The 15485-nt window shown below is 55.0% G+C and carries 13 protein-coding genes; 11 read left to right on the top strand and 2 right to left on the bottom strand.

What is annotated here, in order from left to right; all coding sequences use genetic code 11:
• Positions 1–90: 90 nt before the first annotated feature.
• Positions 91–903: a DUF2971 domain-containing protein gene (locus tag ACIPZB_RS06760; protein WP_336085013.1), complete on the top strand. Its 813-nt coding sequence runs from the start codon at positions 91–93 to the stop codon at positions 901–903.
• Positions 904–959: 56 nt separating this feature from the next.
• Here ACIPZB_RS06760 and ACIPZB_RS06755 read toward each other — a convergent pair whose 3' ends face one another.
• Positions 960–1961 (bottom strand): LLM class oxidoreductase, encoded by a 1002-nt coding sequence (locus tag ACIPZB_RS06755; protein ID WP_336085015.1) that lies wholly within the window; start codon positions 1959–1961, stop codon positions 960–962.
• Positions 1962–2057: 96 nt separating this feature from the next.
• Here ACIPZB_RS06755 and ACIPZB_RS06750 point away from each other — a divergent pair, with 96 nt between their 5' ends.
• Positions 2058–2978: a LysR family transcriptional regulator gene (locus ACIPZB_RS06750; RefSeq protein WP_400639504.1), complete on the top strand. Its 921-nt coding sequence runs from the start codon at positions 2058–2060 to the stop codon at positions 2976–2978.
• Positions 2979–3048: 70 nt separating this feature from the next.
• On the opposite strand, the gene ACIPZB_RS06745 is transcribed toward ACIPZB_RS06750, so the two are convergent.
• Positions 3049–4782 (bottom strand): sigma-54 interaction domain-containing protein, encoded by a 1734-nt coding sequence (locus tag ACIPZB_RS06745; RefSeq protein ID WP_400639503.1) that lies wholly within the window; start codon positions 4780–4782, stop codon positions 3049–3051.
• 105 nt (positions 4783–4887) lie between these two features.
• On the opposite strand from ACIPZB_RS06745, the gene ACIPZB_RS06740 reads away from it, so the two are divergent.
• Genes ACIPZB_RS06740 through ACIPZB_RS06700 form a run of 9 tightly spaced genes read left to right on the top strand, consistent with a single transcriptional unit; the run spans position 4888 to position 15102 of the window.
• The gene (locus tag ACIPZB_RS06740) at positions 4888–6111 is read left to right on the top strand and encodes a CoA transferase (protein ID WP_336085022.1); all 1224 of its coding nucleotides are present in this window, start codon (positions 4888–4890) and stop codon (positions 6109–6111) included.
• Positions 6112–6138: 27 nt separating this feature from the next.
• Complete coding sequence (locus ACIPZB_RS06735) at positions 6139–6918, top strand: enoyl-CoA hydratase-related protein (protein ID WP_336085023.1); 780 nt, start codon at positions 6139–6141, stop codon at positions 6916–6918.
• A 29-nt stretch (positions 6919–6947) separates the two neighbouring features.
• Positions 6948–8114, top strand: coding sequence for an acyl-CoA dehydrogenase family protein (locus ACIPZB_RS06730; protein WP_400639502.1), 1167 nt, complete (start codon positions 6948–6950; stop codon positions 8112–8114).
• 25 nt (positions 8115–8139) lie between these two features.
• Positions 8140–9012 (top strand): 3-hydroxyacyl-CoA dehydrogenase family protein, encoded by an 873-nt coding sequence (locus ACIPZB_RS06725; RefSeq protein WP_400639501.1) that lies wholly within the window; start codon positions 8140–8142, stop codon positions 9010–9012.
• 3 nt (positions 9013–9015) lie between these two features.
• Complete coding sequence (locus ACIPZB_RS06720; RefSeq protein ID WP_400639500.1) at positions 9016–9663, top strand: 3-hydroxyacyl-CoA dehydrogenase family protein; 648 nt, start codon at positions 9016–9018, stop codon at positions 9661–9663.
• 42 nt (positions 9664–9705) lie between these two features.
• Positions 9706–10818, top strand: coding sequence for a CaiB/BaiF CoA transferase family protein (locus tag ACIPZB_RS06715; protein WP_400639499.1), 1113 nt, complete (start codon positions 9706–9708; stop codon positions 10816–10818).
• Between the two features lie 14 nt (positions 10819–10832).
• Entirely contained in the window at positions 10833–11831 is a 999-nt protein-coding gene (locus ACIPZB_RS06710; protein WP_400639498.1) for an NADPH:quinone oxidoreductase family protein, read from the top strand.
• Between the two features lies 1 nt (position 11832).
• The gene (paaH, locus tag ACIPZB_RS06705; protein ID WP_400639497.1) at positions 11833–13344 is read left to right on the top strand and encodes a 3-hydroxyacyl-CoA dehydrogenase PaaH; all 1512 of its coding nucleotides are present in this window, start codon (positions 11833–11835) and stop codon (positions 13342–13344) included.
• Between the two features lie 57 nt (positions 13345–13401).
• Positions 13402–15102, top strand: coding sequence for a class I adenylate-forming enzyme family protein (locus ACIPZB_RS06700; protein WP_400639496.1), 1701 nt, complete (start codon positions 13402–13404; stop codon positions 15100–15102).
• Positions 15103–15485 lie beyond the last annotated feature (383 nt).

Genomic DNA, 15485 nt, shown 5'->3' with positions numbered 1-15485 from the left:
GCAACAGGGCCTCACCTGTCTTGAACAAGGACAGCAAGCCGTGGCCGCATGCTATCAAATAACCTGTAAGTCGTTTGTAATGGATGAAAAATGATTTATCACTACTGCACCGCTAATGTTTTTTCAAGCATTATCTCCACTCAGGAGGTCTGGCTCACCGATATCACTAAGCTTAATGATGAGACCGAGTACGTAACGGGTTTCGACTTGATTTCGGAGGTTTTGTCGGCGCGAGGGATTAAGAAAAAACTTCTCCGAGACTCAGCCTCGGAGCAGATCTCCTGCACCAGCTGTCAGATATTAGTTGGATGCTTCTCGCAGGAGGGTGACCTGGGAAGCCAGTGGCGTCTGTATGCTGATGACGGAAGGGGTTTATGCATCGGTTTTGATGAAGCTTGTATTTCAAGAAACAATCTTTTCAATCGCTCCACAGCGGCAGGATTTCAGCCTATAAAGTCACACGTAGCGCTTCGATCAGTAGAATATGACCAAGCGGCGTTTATCAGAAAGGTGGAGGACTTAGTAGATACCTTGGAGCATAACAACCCTAAGATTAAGGATATAATGTTGGATATAGGGCTTCGACGTTATGCGGCTATCTATAAAGACCAGTTTTTCAGAGACGAGCGGGAGGTCAGGGCGATGATTGAAATTGATGCTCGTATCGATGACGATTATGAGCTAGGAGTTAGGAAAAATGTCTACAATGAGCAAGCGAACTATCATAAATTGTTGACTTCATACAGAGGGATTAGTGCTATTAAAGAAGTTCTGATTGGCCCTCTTTGCCCCCTGAGCATTGAGCAGGTGCGGGATGAGCTGGCGTCGCACAACTTGAGCGAAGTCGAAGTAACATATTCTTCTGGCCGTGGTCGGTACCGGGCTGCTCCAGCTAAAGCTTGAGATTGAAGTGGCATCAGGTGGTGATTCAACTCACCACCTGATTAAATCCGGCATGCTCATCCATGTGACCGGAAGTGAGGGAGGATCTCTTCCGCCAGCTCCTGGAGTATTTCACGATAAGGCCGGTGACTGACTTTCAGATTCAATGCGAAATGGTTAATGCCTGCTTCTTGGGCTTCATGCAAGTACTCTTTTAGCATGTTCCTACCTGTCCGAATGCCCCCGAAGCTACGGCGCAGCGGTGCATCGGCATTTTCGAAAAGGTCTACAAATGCGCCTATACCTAGGGGCTTGAAGACTGAGCTATCAAACTCAACTAGAGCGCTTCGCCACTCCATCGCTGCGGCTTTCAGTTGATACGGTTCCGGGGCAGAGCGAATCAGACCATCCATATGCTCAGCAATCCACGCAAGCGATTGCTGTGATCTTCCTACCGCCAAGGCTGGTGTACGACCAATAACAGGCTTGGGCACAAGCTCGAATTCTCCGTTAGACCGTCCAAATAGAGGTGACTCAAAGGCAGGAAAGCTTTCCTCTGTGAGTGATCGTAAAACCTCATAGCTTTCTCGGAATCGGCTTCCGCGTGTTTCAAAATCAATACCAAACAACGGATATTCAGCGGGCCTGTCCCCTGAAGATATGCCCATCATCAGGCGACCGTTGGAAAGGTGATCCAAAGAGGTCATTTGCTTTGAGAAAATCAGCGGCTCTCGGAAGGGCAGCACGAAGCCGGTCGTACCTAAGGCGATTCGTTTGGTGATTGCTGCAAGGTAGCCAAGGTAAGGAACAGGATCGAAAATCTGCGCTACATCACCGTAGTGCGGGTCGTAGAATGGAACATCCCTGAGCCAGAGCGCACCGAATCCTAGAGTGTCTGCACGCTGGGCCATTTCGCCGTGATCAGCCATCGTTGGAGCGGGTCTACCAGGATGGGTCTCGAGCGGCATAATCAAGCCGATTGTGAGCTTTCTTTCTTCAAAAAGACGACGATAACCTGGGTGGCCATCCAGGCGTGGAGCTGGTAGATCTAACTCCGCTGGTGCTGCGACTGAGTTCATCATTGCTCTCCATTTCATCAAGAGCTTGAGTGTATTCCTGTAGAATTTGTGAATTAACCCGTTCAAATTCTCTACATTGCTGCCTGGAATTCTAAAATGTCGATGATCACCTTCGACGGGGTAAGGGAGTTCGTCGCGGCGGCCCAAACCTTGAGCTTCACCGCTGCGGCTCATGAGCTAGGAGTAACGAGCTCCGCGGTCGGCAAAAGCGTCACCCGTCTTGAAGCGCGTCTTGGTGTCAAGCTGCTCCACCGGACGACGAGGCGATTGATCCTGACGAATGAGGGAGAGGCGTATCTGTCGAGCTGCCTGCGTGCTATGGAAGAGCTCCTTGAGTCAGAGAACTTTCTAACCACAGGGCATCAGGAGCCCGTCGGACGTTTGCGTATCGACCTTCCTGCGGCATTTGGACGTCGCCACATCCTTCCAACGCTGATCAACCTCACAGTTCGTCATGAAAAGCTTGACCTATCTGTGAGCTTTAGCGAGCGAATTATCGACATAATCAATGAGGGAATCGATCTTGTCGTGAGGATAGGGACGCTCAAGGACGACAGTGAAATCGTTGCAAGAAAGCTCGGTTCACAAAGCTTACTCATCTGTGCCACACCAGAGTATTTGACGCTCCGTGGTACTCCTCACAAGCGGGAGGATCTCCTGGCCCATGACTGCATCGTGGGTTGGAAGAACGGCATCCGAAAGACTTGGATGCTTCTGGATAGCGATGGGGTCGCTATTGAGCAGGAGATTCGGGTCAAGCACGAAATGGGCGACGGTGAAATGTTGCTTCAGATGGCGCTAGCGGGAGGAGGGCTAGCCCAGTTGCCGACCTGGCTAGTCCAGGACTACATAGAGCAAGGCACGCTTGTTCCTGTCCTCGAGGAATATTCTGGCGCTGAAATGCCTATCCACGTCATGTGGCCACGTACCCGGTACATTCAACCTAAGGTCAGGATGATCGTGGATGAGCTGCTTGCATTAGCCCAGCGTGATGCCAAGGTTTTCCGACCGGATTGAGGGAGAGCACAAGCCGGCCGGGCTGATCGTAGCGCGGCCGTGAGCTGACCCTAGTGCTCCGACCTTGGGCTCATTCGTGATCCAGATCCGCCAATCGCTTGTACAGGTATGACCTGGAGATCCCAAGCTCCTCAGCGACCCGCTTTTTATTGCCATCATACTTTTTCAGAGCGTCGCGAATCAGGTTCAGCTCGACGTTGTCCATTGTGTCCTTCATCGTCACAGGCGCGGGTTCGAGCGGAGCTCTATGGTCATGATTTTCGTCAGGCAATGCCAGGTGGCTGAAGTCCCGTGGCTCTAGCTCGTGGTGGCTGGCGAAGATGATAGCCTGCTGAATCTCATGGTACAGCTGTCGAACATTCCCGGGCCACGAATGACGCTGCAGTAAAGCCAAAGCCTCAGGACTGATGCTCCGTACACTGGAACCTACTCGTTGCGAGATATGCGTGATGAAATGACGGGTGATTAATGGAATGTCTTCACGACGTTCGCGCAGAGGTGGGATAGTGAGGGTCACCCCATTGATTCGGTAAAAGAGATCTGCCCGATAGTCTTGGCTTTCGATGGCACCTTTTAGATCCCTGTTGGTGGCACTGATCAATCGGAAGTCTACGGTTCGTGCTTTATTGCTGCCAACCCGCTCAAAGCTGCTGCCCTCAAGCACACGCAACAGCTTCACCTGTGCCTCCAGCGGCAGATCGCCGATTTCGTCCAGGAACAAGCTGCTACGGTCAGCCAGCTCGAACTTACCTAAGCGTCCCTCACGCTTTGCTCCGGTGAATGCTCCCTGGTCGTAGCCAAATAACTCGCTCTCGACCAGCGTGTCAGGCAGTGCGCCACAGTTCACAACCACCATCGGTTTTTCGCTTCGCCGGCTCAAGTTGTGAATTGCGTGTGCTACGAGCTCCTTGCCAGTACCGCTTTCTCCTGCGATGAAGACAGGAACATCGAGGGGAGCGACCTTGCGAATCTGGGCTTTCAGCCGCTGGATGGCATCACTCTCACCGACAATTTCCTCTAAGCCGTAGGTACGGTGCCGTAATCGGGTGAGTTCCGTCTCGTAGTAGTTGACCTCTGCCCGAAGGGATGAAATCTGCCGGCTCAACTCATGGACTTCTTCAGGGGCGCGGAACATCACCCGACCAATCGCCCCGACCACCTCATCCCCCCGGGTTATCGGGATGCGGTTCACGACACGAGATGTGTTTCGCATTTGCTGAACCTGGCCAATCTCCGCTTTTCCGGTACGCACGACCTCCTGCAAGCGCGTGTTCTCGATGACTTCCTGTACCGGCTGGCCGACTGCACCGCCTGGTATAAAGCCAAAGAACCGCTCATGGACAGGACTGATGTACCTCAATATCGCGTCCTTATCGACAACCGTAATCCCTTCATAGGGGTTGGTGATGAAGTGTTTGAGGATGTCGAATGCGATATCGACCGTACTGATGAAGTCGAGCAATGCATGATCAGCGTTCTGCTCGTGAATGATCACCACAGTCTGATCTGCGCGCCTGAGGACGAGCCCGATACGGCTATCTTCCGCACCCAATGACACCATCTGCTTGTGACCCGGTGTGTTCCTCACGAGCTGAGCGAGCTCGGTTTGATGGGAGGGGTTTGCTATCCCAGCGGTACAAAAAAGCACGGCAAATTCGCTATCAAACGCGATCACTTCAAAGCCGGGTTGCATCACTCGCACCTCATATTCTTGTAGGTCAGCACTGTGTCCCCGAGAGACACTGCCTTCAGCTTGGGTGTATTCCGTAAATACAAACTCGGTCAGTTCTGCTGCATCTGTCAATCAAAAATAATCGCGCAGCATCCGTAAATCATTGATGTTTCAGCAGTCCTCGACAAGTGGCACACCGGTTGCACTCCAGACTACAAAAAGCAAAAGGTGAAACCAATGTTAGCCACCAGCCTTCCTACAGGTCACTCGGAAACCACCTTCTCGATTCTCAAAGGGGTGTGCGTGGTAGACCTGACCACGTCGATCGCCGGGCCTTATGCAACAATGCTGTTGTCGGATTTCGGGGCTGATGTCATCAAAGTCGAGCGGCCCACCGGTGATGATGCTCGCTTCTGGGGGCCACCCTTCCTGGATGGCGAATCGCTTTGGTTCCTCAGCGTAAACAGGAACAAACAAAGCATTCGACTCGACTTCAGCAAGCCCTGCGGCCGCACCGTACTCGACGCTCTGCTGGATAAGGCTGATGTGGTGGTGACCAATCAGACACGAGACGTACAGGCAAAGCTTGGGATGTCGCCGGAGCAACTGCGAGCGGGTCGGGAGGGGCTGATTGTCGCCAGCATCACTGGGTTCGGGCTGACCGGCCGCAATGCAAGCAAACCTTGCTACGACCTCATCGCTGAAGGCTACAGCGGGATCATGGATCTGACCGGCCCCTCAGAAGCCTCTCCTCAAAAGGTTGGCGCTCCCGCAGCTGACATGCTTGCAGGAAGCGATACTGCCATGGCGGTTTTAGCGGCCCTCTACCGCCGGCAGCAAACAGGGCAGGGTGCCACAGTCGATATCGCTTTGACTGAAAGTATGGTGCGTTTCACTTCGCCGCGAATCATCCCTTACCTTGGGTCTGGCGAAGTGTCACGCAGAACCGGCGGCCGCGACAGTGTCATCGCTGTGTATCAGACATTCGAGACAGCCGACGAGCCGCTCACACTCAGCTTGGGAACCGACCGGATCTGGCAGCGCTTCTGGAATCTGGTTGAACGACCAGAAATCGGAGTTGATCCGTCTCTCGCCAGCAATGCCCAGCGACGAGTGCGAAGAGAGGAAATTGTCGCGGGGATTCAAGACATCCTGCTGCACAAGCCCCGAGCTGAGTGGCTGGAGCTGTTTGCGGCAGCCGGCGTGCCCGCCGGCCCCATTTACCGGGTCGACGAGGTCACGGAGGATGCGCACTTCCACGACCGTGGCCTGTTTTTCCAAATTCCTCGAAACGGAGAGGCATTGCCCCAGGTTAGCCTGGGGATTCACCTCGATGGGAAAGCTGCGGGCTACCGTAGTGCCCCACCTCGACTGGGCGAGCATACTCAACAAGTTCTGGGCGATCTGCTGGGTTATACATCCGAGCAGATTGAGCTGCTGCGAAATGAAGAAGTCATCTGACTGCCAATTCACCTAAGGATAACTGCCATGCATTACGAAACCATCTTGTACAAAGAAGACGGCCCGGTTGGCACCTTGACGCTGAACCGTCCTGAAGACGGCAACATGTTTACCAAGACCATGTGCCTCGAGATTCGCGACTGCATCGAGTCTATTCGTACCGAGACCCGCACCCGTGTGCTGGTGATCACCGGTGCCGGAGATCGCTTCTTCTGCACAGGGGGACGCAAGGATGGAATGGAGGATTCTTTGCTGTACGCAGGCGTGCTGCCAACGCTCGAAATGTATGACGCCATCGAGCGTCTTCAGAAACCCGTGATTGCAAGTATCAATGGGTACGCCGTGGGTGGGGGCAATGTGCTGCAAGTCGTGTGTGATCTGTCGATCGCCAAAGAAAGCGCGGTGTTCCGTCAGGTGGGCCCTATGGTGGGGAGCTTCGACGCTGGTTACGGCACATGGTACCTGGAAGATCTTGTAGGCAAGCGTCGGGCGAAAGAAATGTGGTTCCTGAACGACAAGCTCAGCGCTCAGCAAGCTTTGGAATATGGGCTTATCAACAAGGTGGTTCCGGACGACGAACTGGAGTCCGCGACTCGTGAAATGGCATTGGCTGTAGCTGAACGGGGTGCGTTCGCGTTGGCTTCCTTGAAGGCGGCGTTTACCGCACGTCACAACGGCGTAGCTGGACTCGCGCGCGTTTCGCATGACCTGCTTCTTCGACCCTACCTGGATTCCCAAGAAGCGCACGAGCTTAAGGATGCTTTCGCAGAGCGCCGCAAGCCTGATGCCAATAAATTCGGTCATTGATCCCATTTCAAGCACCACCGGAGACACCCATGAATGTGATCGAGCGGCTTGATAGTCAATTGGGTCTCAACCCTGAAGAGGCCATGCTCCTGGAGTCTGTCAGAGCGCTGGCCAAGAATGAAATTGCTCCCCGTGCCGCTCATTATGATGAGACCAAGGAATTCCCTTGGGCAAACGTTGAAGCAATCAACCGTCTGGGTCTGAATGCGATGTTCATTCCCGAGCAATACGGGGGAGCAGGCCTGTCGTATCTGGTTTACCTGGCATGCGTTCGCGAAATCAGCTCGGCATGCGCCAGCACAGGCATCATCTGGGCAACCAATTATCACGCGATTAAGCCCATCATCGAGTTCGGAACCGATGAGCAAAAAGAACGGCTACTGCCCGTAATTGCCAATGGCGGTCTCGGTGCACTGGTCATCACCGAACCCGATGCTGGGTCGGATGCGACCGGGATGAGAACCAGTTTCCGGGAGGACGGTGACCATATTGTCGTCAGCGGCAGCAAGACGTTCATTACCAACGGCGATGTCGCGGATTTGTACTTGGTGTTCGGGAAATGGGCCGGAGTGGAGGACGCCAAGGAGGCGATTTCATGTGTTGTCATAGAAAAAGGCACTCCAGGCCTGAGCGTAGCTCGACTGGAGGACAAGCTTGGTCATCGTGCCTCCAGCACCGCCACGTTGAATTTCGACCAATGCCGCATACCTCGTCGGAATCTGATACGCGGCCCTGGTGAGGGCTTGCGAATGCTCATTGGCTCCTTAAATAAGTCTCGTCCGAGCATCGGCGCTCATTCGTTGGGCATAGCCCGAGCCGCCTTCAACGACGCGGTCGCGTATATCAACGGTCGGCGCCAATCTTCTCGGCGCATCATTGAGTTTCAGGGAATCCAGTTCCTACTTGCGGATCTGGCCTCCGAGCTGGCGCTCTGCGAAGGGTGGCTGCTCAATGTGGCTCGCCTGGTCGACAGTGGTGAAACGGACATCGGTGTTGAGGCTTCCATTTTGAAGCTCAGGGCTTCTGACCTGGCCATGCGGATGGCTACCGAGGCTATTCAGTTGCACGGTGGCTACGGCTACTGCAAAGAGTACCGAGTCGAACGCCTATTCAGGGATGCGAAGATCGAGCAGATCTGGGAAGGCACCAACCAGATTCACCGGCAAATCATCGGCCGCAGTTTCGTCGAACGTTAACTGCTCACAGCAAAGGAAAAGACCAATGTCCAAGTTATCCATCTGCGTGGCAGGCTGTGGAACCATGGGTACCGGCATAGCAATCGTTGCCGCTCGCGGGGGTGCCAACACTGTGCTTTTTGACGTCGCGCGGGATCGCCTTGAAGCGGCACGCCAGCAAATGGCGAACTTCTTCGAGAAGTCGGTAGCGCGCGGCAAGCTAGCCCCTGAGCAGGTCGAAGAGATCATGGGGCGAGTTAGCTTGGCAACTGATCCCGCCGAGGTTAGTGACTGTGATCTTGTCATAGAGGCCGTTTTTGAAGACCTGAAGGTGAAGGGCGCCCTGTTCCAACGGTTGAACGAACATTGCTCCCCATCAACTCTGTTCGCGTCCAACACCTCGACTTTGTCGATCACCGAAATTGCAGCGGTCAGCGGACGCCCAGATCGCTTTGTGGGCATGCATTTCTGCCTCCCAGCGCAGCTAATGAAGTTGGTCGAAATGTCCCCTGGGCTGGAGACCACCGATGAGACCTTTGATCGCGCTTGGTCGATCTGTGAAGGGTTAGGACAACAGCCGGTTAAAACGCTAGATCAACCAGGCTTCATCCTTAATTGCTTCCTGGTGCCATTCAACAACGACGCGATCCGTCTGGTAGAGCAGGGTGTGGCAGAACCGGCAGAAATCGACAAGGCCATCAAAGGTGCCTTGGGATATGCGATGGGGCCGATGGAGCTGCTGGATCTGGTAGGGCTTAATACCCAGGTACTGCTCTGTGAGGCGTTACATGGCGTGACCCATGAACCTCGGGCGGCCTGTCCACCCTTGCTCCGTAGGATGGTGGCAGCCAAGCGCTTAGGGCGTAAAACCCAACGCGGCTTCCTTGAGTATGACTCCAACAAAATTTACGGGAGCTGATCGATGAACTGCATGATTCTGACTGCTGGCGCCAGCCGCTCATTTCCGACTTCGCATTCGTTGATCGAAGCGCATGATCCTAACTCCAACTTGCTCATGATCATCGGCAAAGATTCGGGCCGCGCATTCGCCGAGCTCACCGATATCCAGCGATTCAAGCTGATCCTCATTGAACTCGAGGACGAGTGCTTAGGTGTGCACACAGGTGAGCAGCGCGGCACCGAAGGAAGCAATGTCTTGGGCTTCGCGAGGTTCCGCTTGGGGCACGCAGATCCCACCCCATTAGTTGAAATTGTGCGCCAACCCAACAGCGCGGCTGAGGCGGTTGCGCTGGCTGAAAATCTGTTCCAGTCGCATGGTCTCAAGACAGCCGTCTGCGCGGACTTCCCTGGTCGCATCGTCAACCGGTTGGTTCGACCTTACTACAACGCTGCTCTAGCCAAGCTGGATGCGGGGTTAGCGACGGCGAACGATCTCGACCTCACTCTTCGTCTGGGGTTGGGGTACCCAGAGGGCCCGATCGAGCTGCTGGAGCGAACCGGCCTCGCGGAGCATTGCGTCACCACCGAGTCGTTGTACCGAGCGTTGGGCGACCCGGCTTATGCGCCAGCACGCCGAGCTCAGGTGGCGTTGGCGAGATCTAAAAAATAATCCTGGCTGCTTCACCGAAAACTCCAATAAGAGGTGAACCCTATGCAACCTTTGGAAGGCCTTTTGGTTCTGGATTTCAGCACATTGCTGCCGGGGCCAATGGCTAGCCTGATCTTGGCGGATGCCGGCGCACGAGTTGTCAAACTTGAGAAGCCGGAACGTGGCGACGAGATGCGTTCCTATGAGCCAAAGCTCGGCGAAGACAGCGTGAACTTTGCGCTGCTCAACCGTGGGAAACAGTCGATCGCTATCGACTTGAAAGCACCTGACGCTGTGCAAAGGCTCAAACCGCTGATTGAGCGTGCGGATGTCCTCATCGAACAATTCCGTCCAGGCGTCATGGAGAGGCTCGGACTGGGCTATGAGTCGGTACGGCGTATCAATCCAAAATTGGTGTATTGCTCAATCACCGGCTGGGGCCAAACGGGCCCCAAAGCCAAGAGTGCAGGACATGACCTCAACTACATGGCGGAGACCGGACTCCTGGGTCTGACAGGGGCTGGTGGCAAGCCAGTTCTACCCCAAGTCTTGGCGGCTGACATCGGTGGGGGCGCCTATCCCGCGGTCATGAACATCATGTTCGCTTTGACTCAGCGAGACCGCACGGGCCTTGGTTGCTACCTTGACGTAGCAATGGCAGACAACCTCTACACGTTTATGTATTGGGGGCTTGGAAATGGCTTTGCATCAGACCGCTGGCCTGGAATGAGCGACGAAGTAGTAACTGGCGGGTCACCTCGGTATCAAATCTACCCCACTGCGGATGGTCGTTTCTTGGCGGCTGCGCCATTGGAGCCCAAATTTTGGGAGCTCTTCTGCGACCTGATTGACCTACCTCAAGCAATGCGCTCGGAGCAAGCGCCCGCCGAGGAAGTCAAGGCAGCAATCGGTGAGAGGGTGGAGCGCCATACCTCTCTGCATTGGCGAGCAGTCTTCGAGGGCCAAGATGTCTGCTGCTCGATTGTCGCAACGTTGGAAGAAGGTGTGCGTGATGCGCAAGTTGCAGCCCGTCGCTTGTTCGACCGTCAGGTCGACGCCGGCGGACGCAAAGTGCCTGCGTTGCCAAGCCCCGTTGCACCGCTGTTTCGCTCGGCCCAGGTCTGCGCCAACGCTCCTCGGCTCAACGAAACCCAAGATCCCCTATTGCTGATCTGATTGGAGATGATCCCATGCGTAGTTATCGAGTGCACGAACATGGCGAGCCTCACACTCTCCAAATAGATGAGCTTCCTCCGCTGCAGCCAGGCGCAGGCGAGATAGTTGTGGATGTGAAAGCCGCTGGGATCAATTTCCCAGATGTGCTGGTGATATCCGGCGAATACCAGCTGTTGCCGCCTCGCCCTTTTACGCCTGGGAAAGATTTTGCTGGGGTTGTCAGTGCAGTCGGTGCCGGTGTCGAAGGGTATGCGATAGGTGACCGGATCATGTCCCAGATCGAATGGGGAGCACTGGCCGAGCAAGCGATTACTACTCCGGCTCAGAGCTTCCATATGCCGGATGGCCTAGAGTATGCGGAAGCTGCAGCAATGGGATTGGTCTACCAGACAGCCCACTTTGCACTGGTTGAGCGTGGGCGAGTTAACGCTGGCGATGTCGTCCTGGTGGGCGGTGCTGCGGGCGGAATCGGCCTTGCCTCAGTTCAGATCGCAAAAGGCCTTGGCGCTACTGTGCTTGCAGGTGTGCGTAGCGATGTGGAAGCACGGGTCGCTTTAGAGTCGGGGGCAGATCACATCATCGACCTGTCCGGAGGAGATCTCAGAGAGCGGATTCGCGAGCAGGTTTACTCGGTAACAGATGGCCAAGGCGCTGATGTCGTCATTGACCCACTGGGCGGCCAATTCTTTGCTGGCGCCCTACGTGCAACAGCGTGGTGTGGGCGCATCGTCGTTATTGGCTTTGCGGCTGGAGAAATTCCTACGCTTAAAGTGAATTACCTGCTTCTGAAGAATATCGGCGTCTGCGGACTGCAATGGAGCGACTACCGCAATCGGACGCCGGAAAAAGTGGAGGCGGCTCAGGCGGCGCTGTTTCAGCTCTGGCGAGAGGGGGCGGTGAAGCCTCGCATCATGCGTTTGTTCAACTTTGAGTCAGCCAGTGAAGCCCTCGCTATGGTCAAGGCCGGGCAGGTTCATGGTAAGGCGGTAGTCTCTATGGAACGAGGAGCGTGATATGAACGCATTGTCTCAATCGGTTCCCGTTGCGGTAATCGGAGTAGGTGCAATGGGCAGCGGCATCGCCCAGGTTGCAGCAATGGCGGGGCATATTGTCTGGCTATTTGATGCCCGAGAGGGAGCAGCCGCCAAGAGTCGCGACCAGATAAGGGCCGTGTTCTCCAGGCTGGTTGAAAAAGGGCGCATGAGTCCTGAGCGAGCCATCGCAGCTGGTGACTCATTGCGTGTGGCGAGCTCACTGACAGATATCGCTGAAGCAGGGCTGGTGGTTGAAGCGATCGTTGAAGATCTCAAGGCTAAACAACAGCTTTTTGCCCAACTCGAAGAGGTAGTAGCGCCAACCGCCATATTGGCTACAAATACTTCTTCTGTGTCTGTCACAGCCATCGCCGCTCATTTGTCTCGTCCAGAGCGTCTGGCGGGGCTGCATTTCTTCAATCCGGCGCCGCTGATGGCGCTGGTGGAAATCGTATCTGGTTTGGCAACTGCCGAGCAGGTAGCTCAAACGCTTTATCAAACCGCTAGCGCGTGGGGCAAGAAACCCGTGTACACCCGTTCTACCCCGGGGTTCATCGTTAATCGTGTCGCACGCCCTTTCTATGCTGAGGGGTTGCGCTTGCTCGAGGAGGGAGTTGCCACCGCACCTACCCTTGATGCATTGATTCGCGAGGGCGGAGGCTTCCCAATGGGGCCTTTTGAGCTGATGGATCTGATCGGTCATGACGTGAATTACGCTGTGACTTGCTCGGTGTTCAATGCTTACTTCCAAGACCCACGGTTCAAGCCCTCATTGACACAGCAAGAATTGGTGCTCGCTGGCCACCTGGGCCGAAAAGCTGGACGAGGCTTTTACCAGTATGGCCCAGCATCAGAGCCGCCCGCCGCAGCAGAGCAAGGTCATCAAGCTTCTCCATCAATCGTGATAATCGAAGGGGATCTTGGCCCGGCGCATGCCTTGATGGAAACCGCGGCCGAGGGGATAGCTGTGCAGCGCCGCCCGGGCAGCGGGGTTTTACGAATGGAAGGCTGCACGCTCGCCATGAGTGACGGTCGCTCTGCGACTGTTCGGAGTAGTCAGGACAGCTATCCCGACCTGGTGCTGTTCGATCTTGCTTTGAATTACCAACAGCCTGGGCGATTGGCTATTGCCAAAGCAGACCAAACATCCGACGAGGCTTTGAAAATCGCGACGGGTTTGCTGCAGGCGTTGGGCTGGCGTGTCAGCGTGGTCGATGACAGCCCAGGATTAGTCGTGCTTCGCACGGTTGCGATGTTGGCAAACGAAGCAGCAGATGCCGCGATGCAATCAGTAGCGAGTGCCGAAGACATCGACGCTGCCATGCGTTACGGCGTGAACTATCCACTAGGCCCGTTGGAATGGGCTGATCGGTTGGGTGTGAGCTTTCTCCATCAGGTGCTCAGCAACCTCCAGCAGCACTATCAGGAGGATCGTTATCGTCCCTCAGCCCTTATGGGTCGCCTGGCTACTGGTGGGCGCGGATTCCACTGAAATCTCAGAACCTGTCCAGTACAGACCTCATGATAAAAAAATAAGATTGGAGGCAGTATGCGCTCGACTTTGATGACCCTACACGACCCGGCAATTGCTAAAGATTTCTATGCCCGCGGCTTATGGCAAGACGCCACGTTGTACACGTTGGCGCGTCGTCACGCTGCCTCACACCCAGCACGGTTTGCATTCCGAGATCGTCAGCATCGTCTGACCTGGGAGCAGCTGGTTGATTGGGCTGATAGCGTAGCAGCGGGGCTCCATGAAGCTGGTTTACGAAGTGGTGACCGCGTTGCAGGGTGGATGCCAAGCCGTGTTGAGTGCGTGGTGTTACTACTAGCCTGCTCGCGTAACGGTTACGTGTCCATGCAGTCACTTCATCAAAATCACACCGTTGACGAAATTTACACGCTGCTAGAGCGCTGTGGGGCGTGTGCTTTCGTTGGTCAGCCAGGATATGGAGCTGATGCCGGCACCAAGGATATTTTTGCTCGGCTTCAGGATCTGAATGGCTTCTGTCGTGCGTATGCAGTGGCCCCTCCTGACATCTCCCAGTTCCAGCTGCCTGAAGGTGCCGAGGTGTTTCCAAGGGCCAAGGTAGTCAAATCGCTGCCACCCGCAGACGAGAATCCAGACAAGATTGTCTACATTGCGCTTACTTCCGGCACGACCGGCCATCCTAAAGCTTTGATGCATAGCGATAACACGTTGCTGGCTAATGGCCGAGCACTCGTCGCCGATTGGTGCATGACACGCGAGAATGTCATCTATTGCCTTGGCCCCTTGAGTCACCACATCGCCACGGTAGGATTCGAGCAGTGTTTTGTGACTGGGTGCGAAATGGTCGTCAACGATCAGCCTAAAGGTGCTTCGCCCATCGACCGGATTTTGGAAACCAGTGCCGATTACATTATGGGTGTACCCACCCATGCGATCGATCTCCTTCAGGAGCTTCGTCAGCGTGGTTTGGAAAGGTTAGGGCGCGTCAAAATGTTCTACATGGCGGGCGCCGCCATTCCTGAAGAGGTAGCAAGGCGCCTGGTAGCACTGGGGATCGTGCCTCAGAACATCTACGGGATGAGTGAGAACGGCTCTCACAACTCCACGATTCCAAGCGACAGTATCGAGACGCTTACCCGCACAGTAGGCAAGCCGGTGGGCCGAAAAAACCCCGCCTATGAGGTCAAAATTTGGAAGGCCGAAGATCGCGATACTGAGGCCGCTCAAGGGGAGGTTGGTGAAATCGGTGGTCGTGGCGCGACGCTGATGCTCGGTTATTTTGGTAATCATGCCTCCACTCAAGCGTCATTCAACCGTGAGGGCTGGTTCATGAGCGGAGACCTGGGAAGGATCGATGCCGAAGGTAACCTCGAGATTGTTGGTCGCTCGAAAGACCTCATCATCCGAGGCGGGCATAACATCTATCCGGCGGAAATCGAGAACCTAGCCCTACGTCATCCTGGCATTGCAAAAGTGGCAGCATTTCCCGTCGCAGATCAGCGACTAGGAGAAAAGGTGTGCCTGGCCATCATCCCTGTACCAGGCGCTACCCCGAGCAGCGATGAGATCCTTCTCCATTTGAACGAGGTCGGCCTATCGCGCTATGACATGCCCGAGTATTTCCTCTGCTTGGAGGCTTTTCCTATGACGGCTAGCGGCAAGATTCTTAAAAGAGAGCTCACTGAGCAGGTGAAAGACGGTCATCTGAAGCCAGCAGCGATCTGTTGGGGAGCGACAAGTGAGGCAAAGCGCGCGTGAAGATTGGATGGGCCACGATCGCCGTCATGCGCCCTAGCGAAGGGCACATCACGTCGGCATAGCGTATTTCTGAAGGGTGCAGCGCAACGCGCGGATTGACGACTGCCAGTCAACTTACTTGCGATAGAGACCCTATATATTTAATTAATCGCGCTCATTAGTATCTAATTGCCACCCAACGCGATGAGCATCCTATCGGCGTAGCGAGAAGATCCTCGAGCTTGTATCCAAGGTATAAGGAGGAATTTCACCACTCATGAATCCAGGTGTGGAACGCCTGCGGATTCGGAGCGGTTCGGCAATAGATGGGTCTTAGGCAAGGAGCCCGATTTGGCTCATGGTTTTCAATGCCTGCTGATGTACACAGCTCTGCGACCCAGTCT

The organism is Pseudomonas sp. NPDC089396 (assembly GCF_044749545.1).
Lineage (GTDB): Bacteria > Pseudomonadota > Gammaproteobacteria > Pseudomonadales > Pseudomonadaceae > Aquipseudomonas.
Note: the sequence above shows the minus strand (reverse complement) of the source record. Positions and strands in the feature narration are given on the sequence as shown.

Excerpts from the sequence above, each read along its gene's own strand:
- ACIPZB_RS06760 (WP_336085013.1), top strand. The coding sequence starts at position 91 with ATGATTTATCACTACTGCACCGCTAATGTTTTTTCAAGCATTATCTCC.
- ACIPZB_RS06755 (WP_336085015.1), bottom strand. The coding sequence starts at position 1,961 with ATGAACTCAGTCGCAGCACCAGCGGAGTTAGATCTACCAGCTCCACGC.
- ACIPZB_RS06750 (WP_400639504.1), top strand. The coding sequence starts at position 2,058 with ATGTCGATGATCACCTTCGACGGGGTAAGGGAGTTCGTCGCGGCGGCC.
- ACIPZB_RS06740 (WP_336085022.1), top strand. The coding sequence starts at position 4,888 with ATGTTAGCCACCAGCCTTCCTACAGGTCACTCGGAAACCACCTTCTCG.
- ACIPZB_RS06735 (WP_336085023.1), top strand. The coding sequence starts at position 6,139 with ATGCATTACGAAACCATCTTGTACAAAGAAGACGGCCCGGTTGGCACC.
- ACIPZB_RS06730 (WP_400639502.1), top strand. The coding sequence starts at position 6,948 with ATGAATGTGATCGAGCGGCTTGATAGTCAATTGGGTCTCAACCCTGAA.
- ACIPZB_RS06725 (WP_400639501.1), top strand. The coding sequence starts at position 8,140 with ATGTCCAAGTTATCCATCTGCGTGGCAGGCTGTGGAACCATGGGTACC.
- ACIPZB_RS06720 (WP_400639500.1), top strand. The coding sequence starts at position 9,016 with ATGAACTGCATGATTCTGACTGCTGGCGCCAGCCGCTCATTTCCGACT.
- ACIPZB_RS06715 (WP_400639499.1), top strand. The coding sequence starts at position 9,706 with ATGCAACCTTTGGAAGGCCTTTTGGTTCTGGATTTCAGCACATTGCTG.
- ACIPZB_RS06710 (WP_400639498.1), top strand. The coding sequence starts at position 10,833 with ATGCGTAGTTATCGAGTGCACGAACATGGCGAGCCTCACACTCTCCAA.
- paaH (WP_400639497.1), top strand. The coding sequence starts at position 11,833 with ATGAACGCATTGTCTCAATCGGTTCCCGTTGCGGTAATCGGAGTAGGT.
- ACIPZB_RS06700 (WP_400639496.1), top strand. The coding sequence starts at position 13,402 with ATGCGCTCGACTTTGATGACCCTACACGACCCGGCAATTGCTAAAGAT.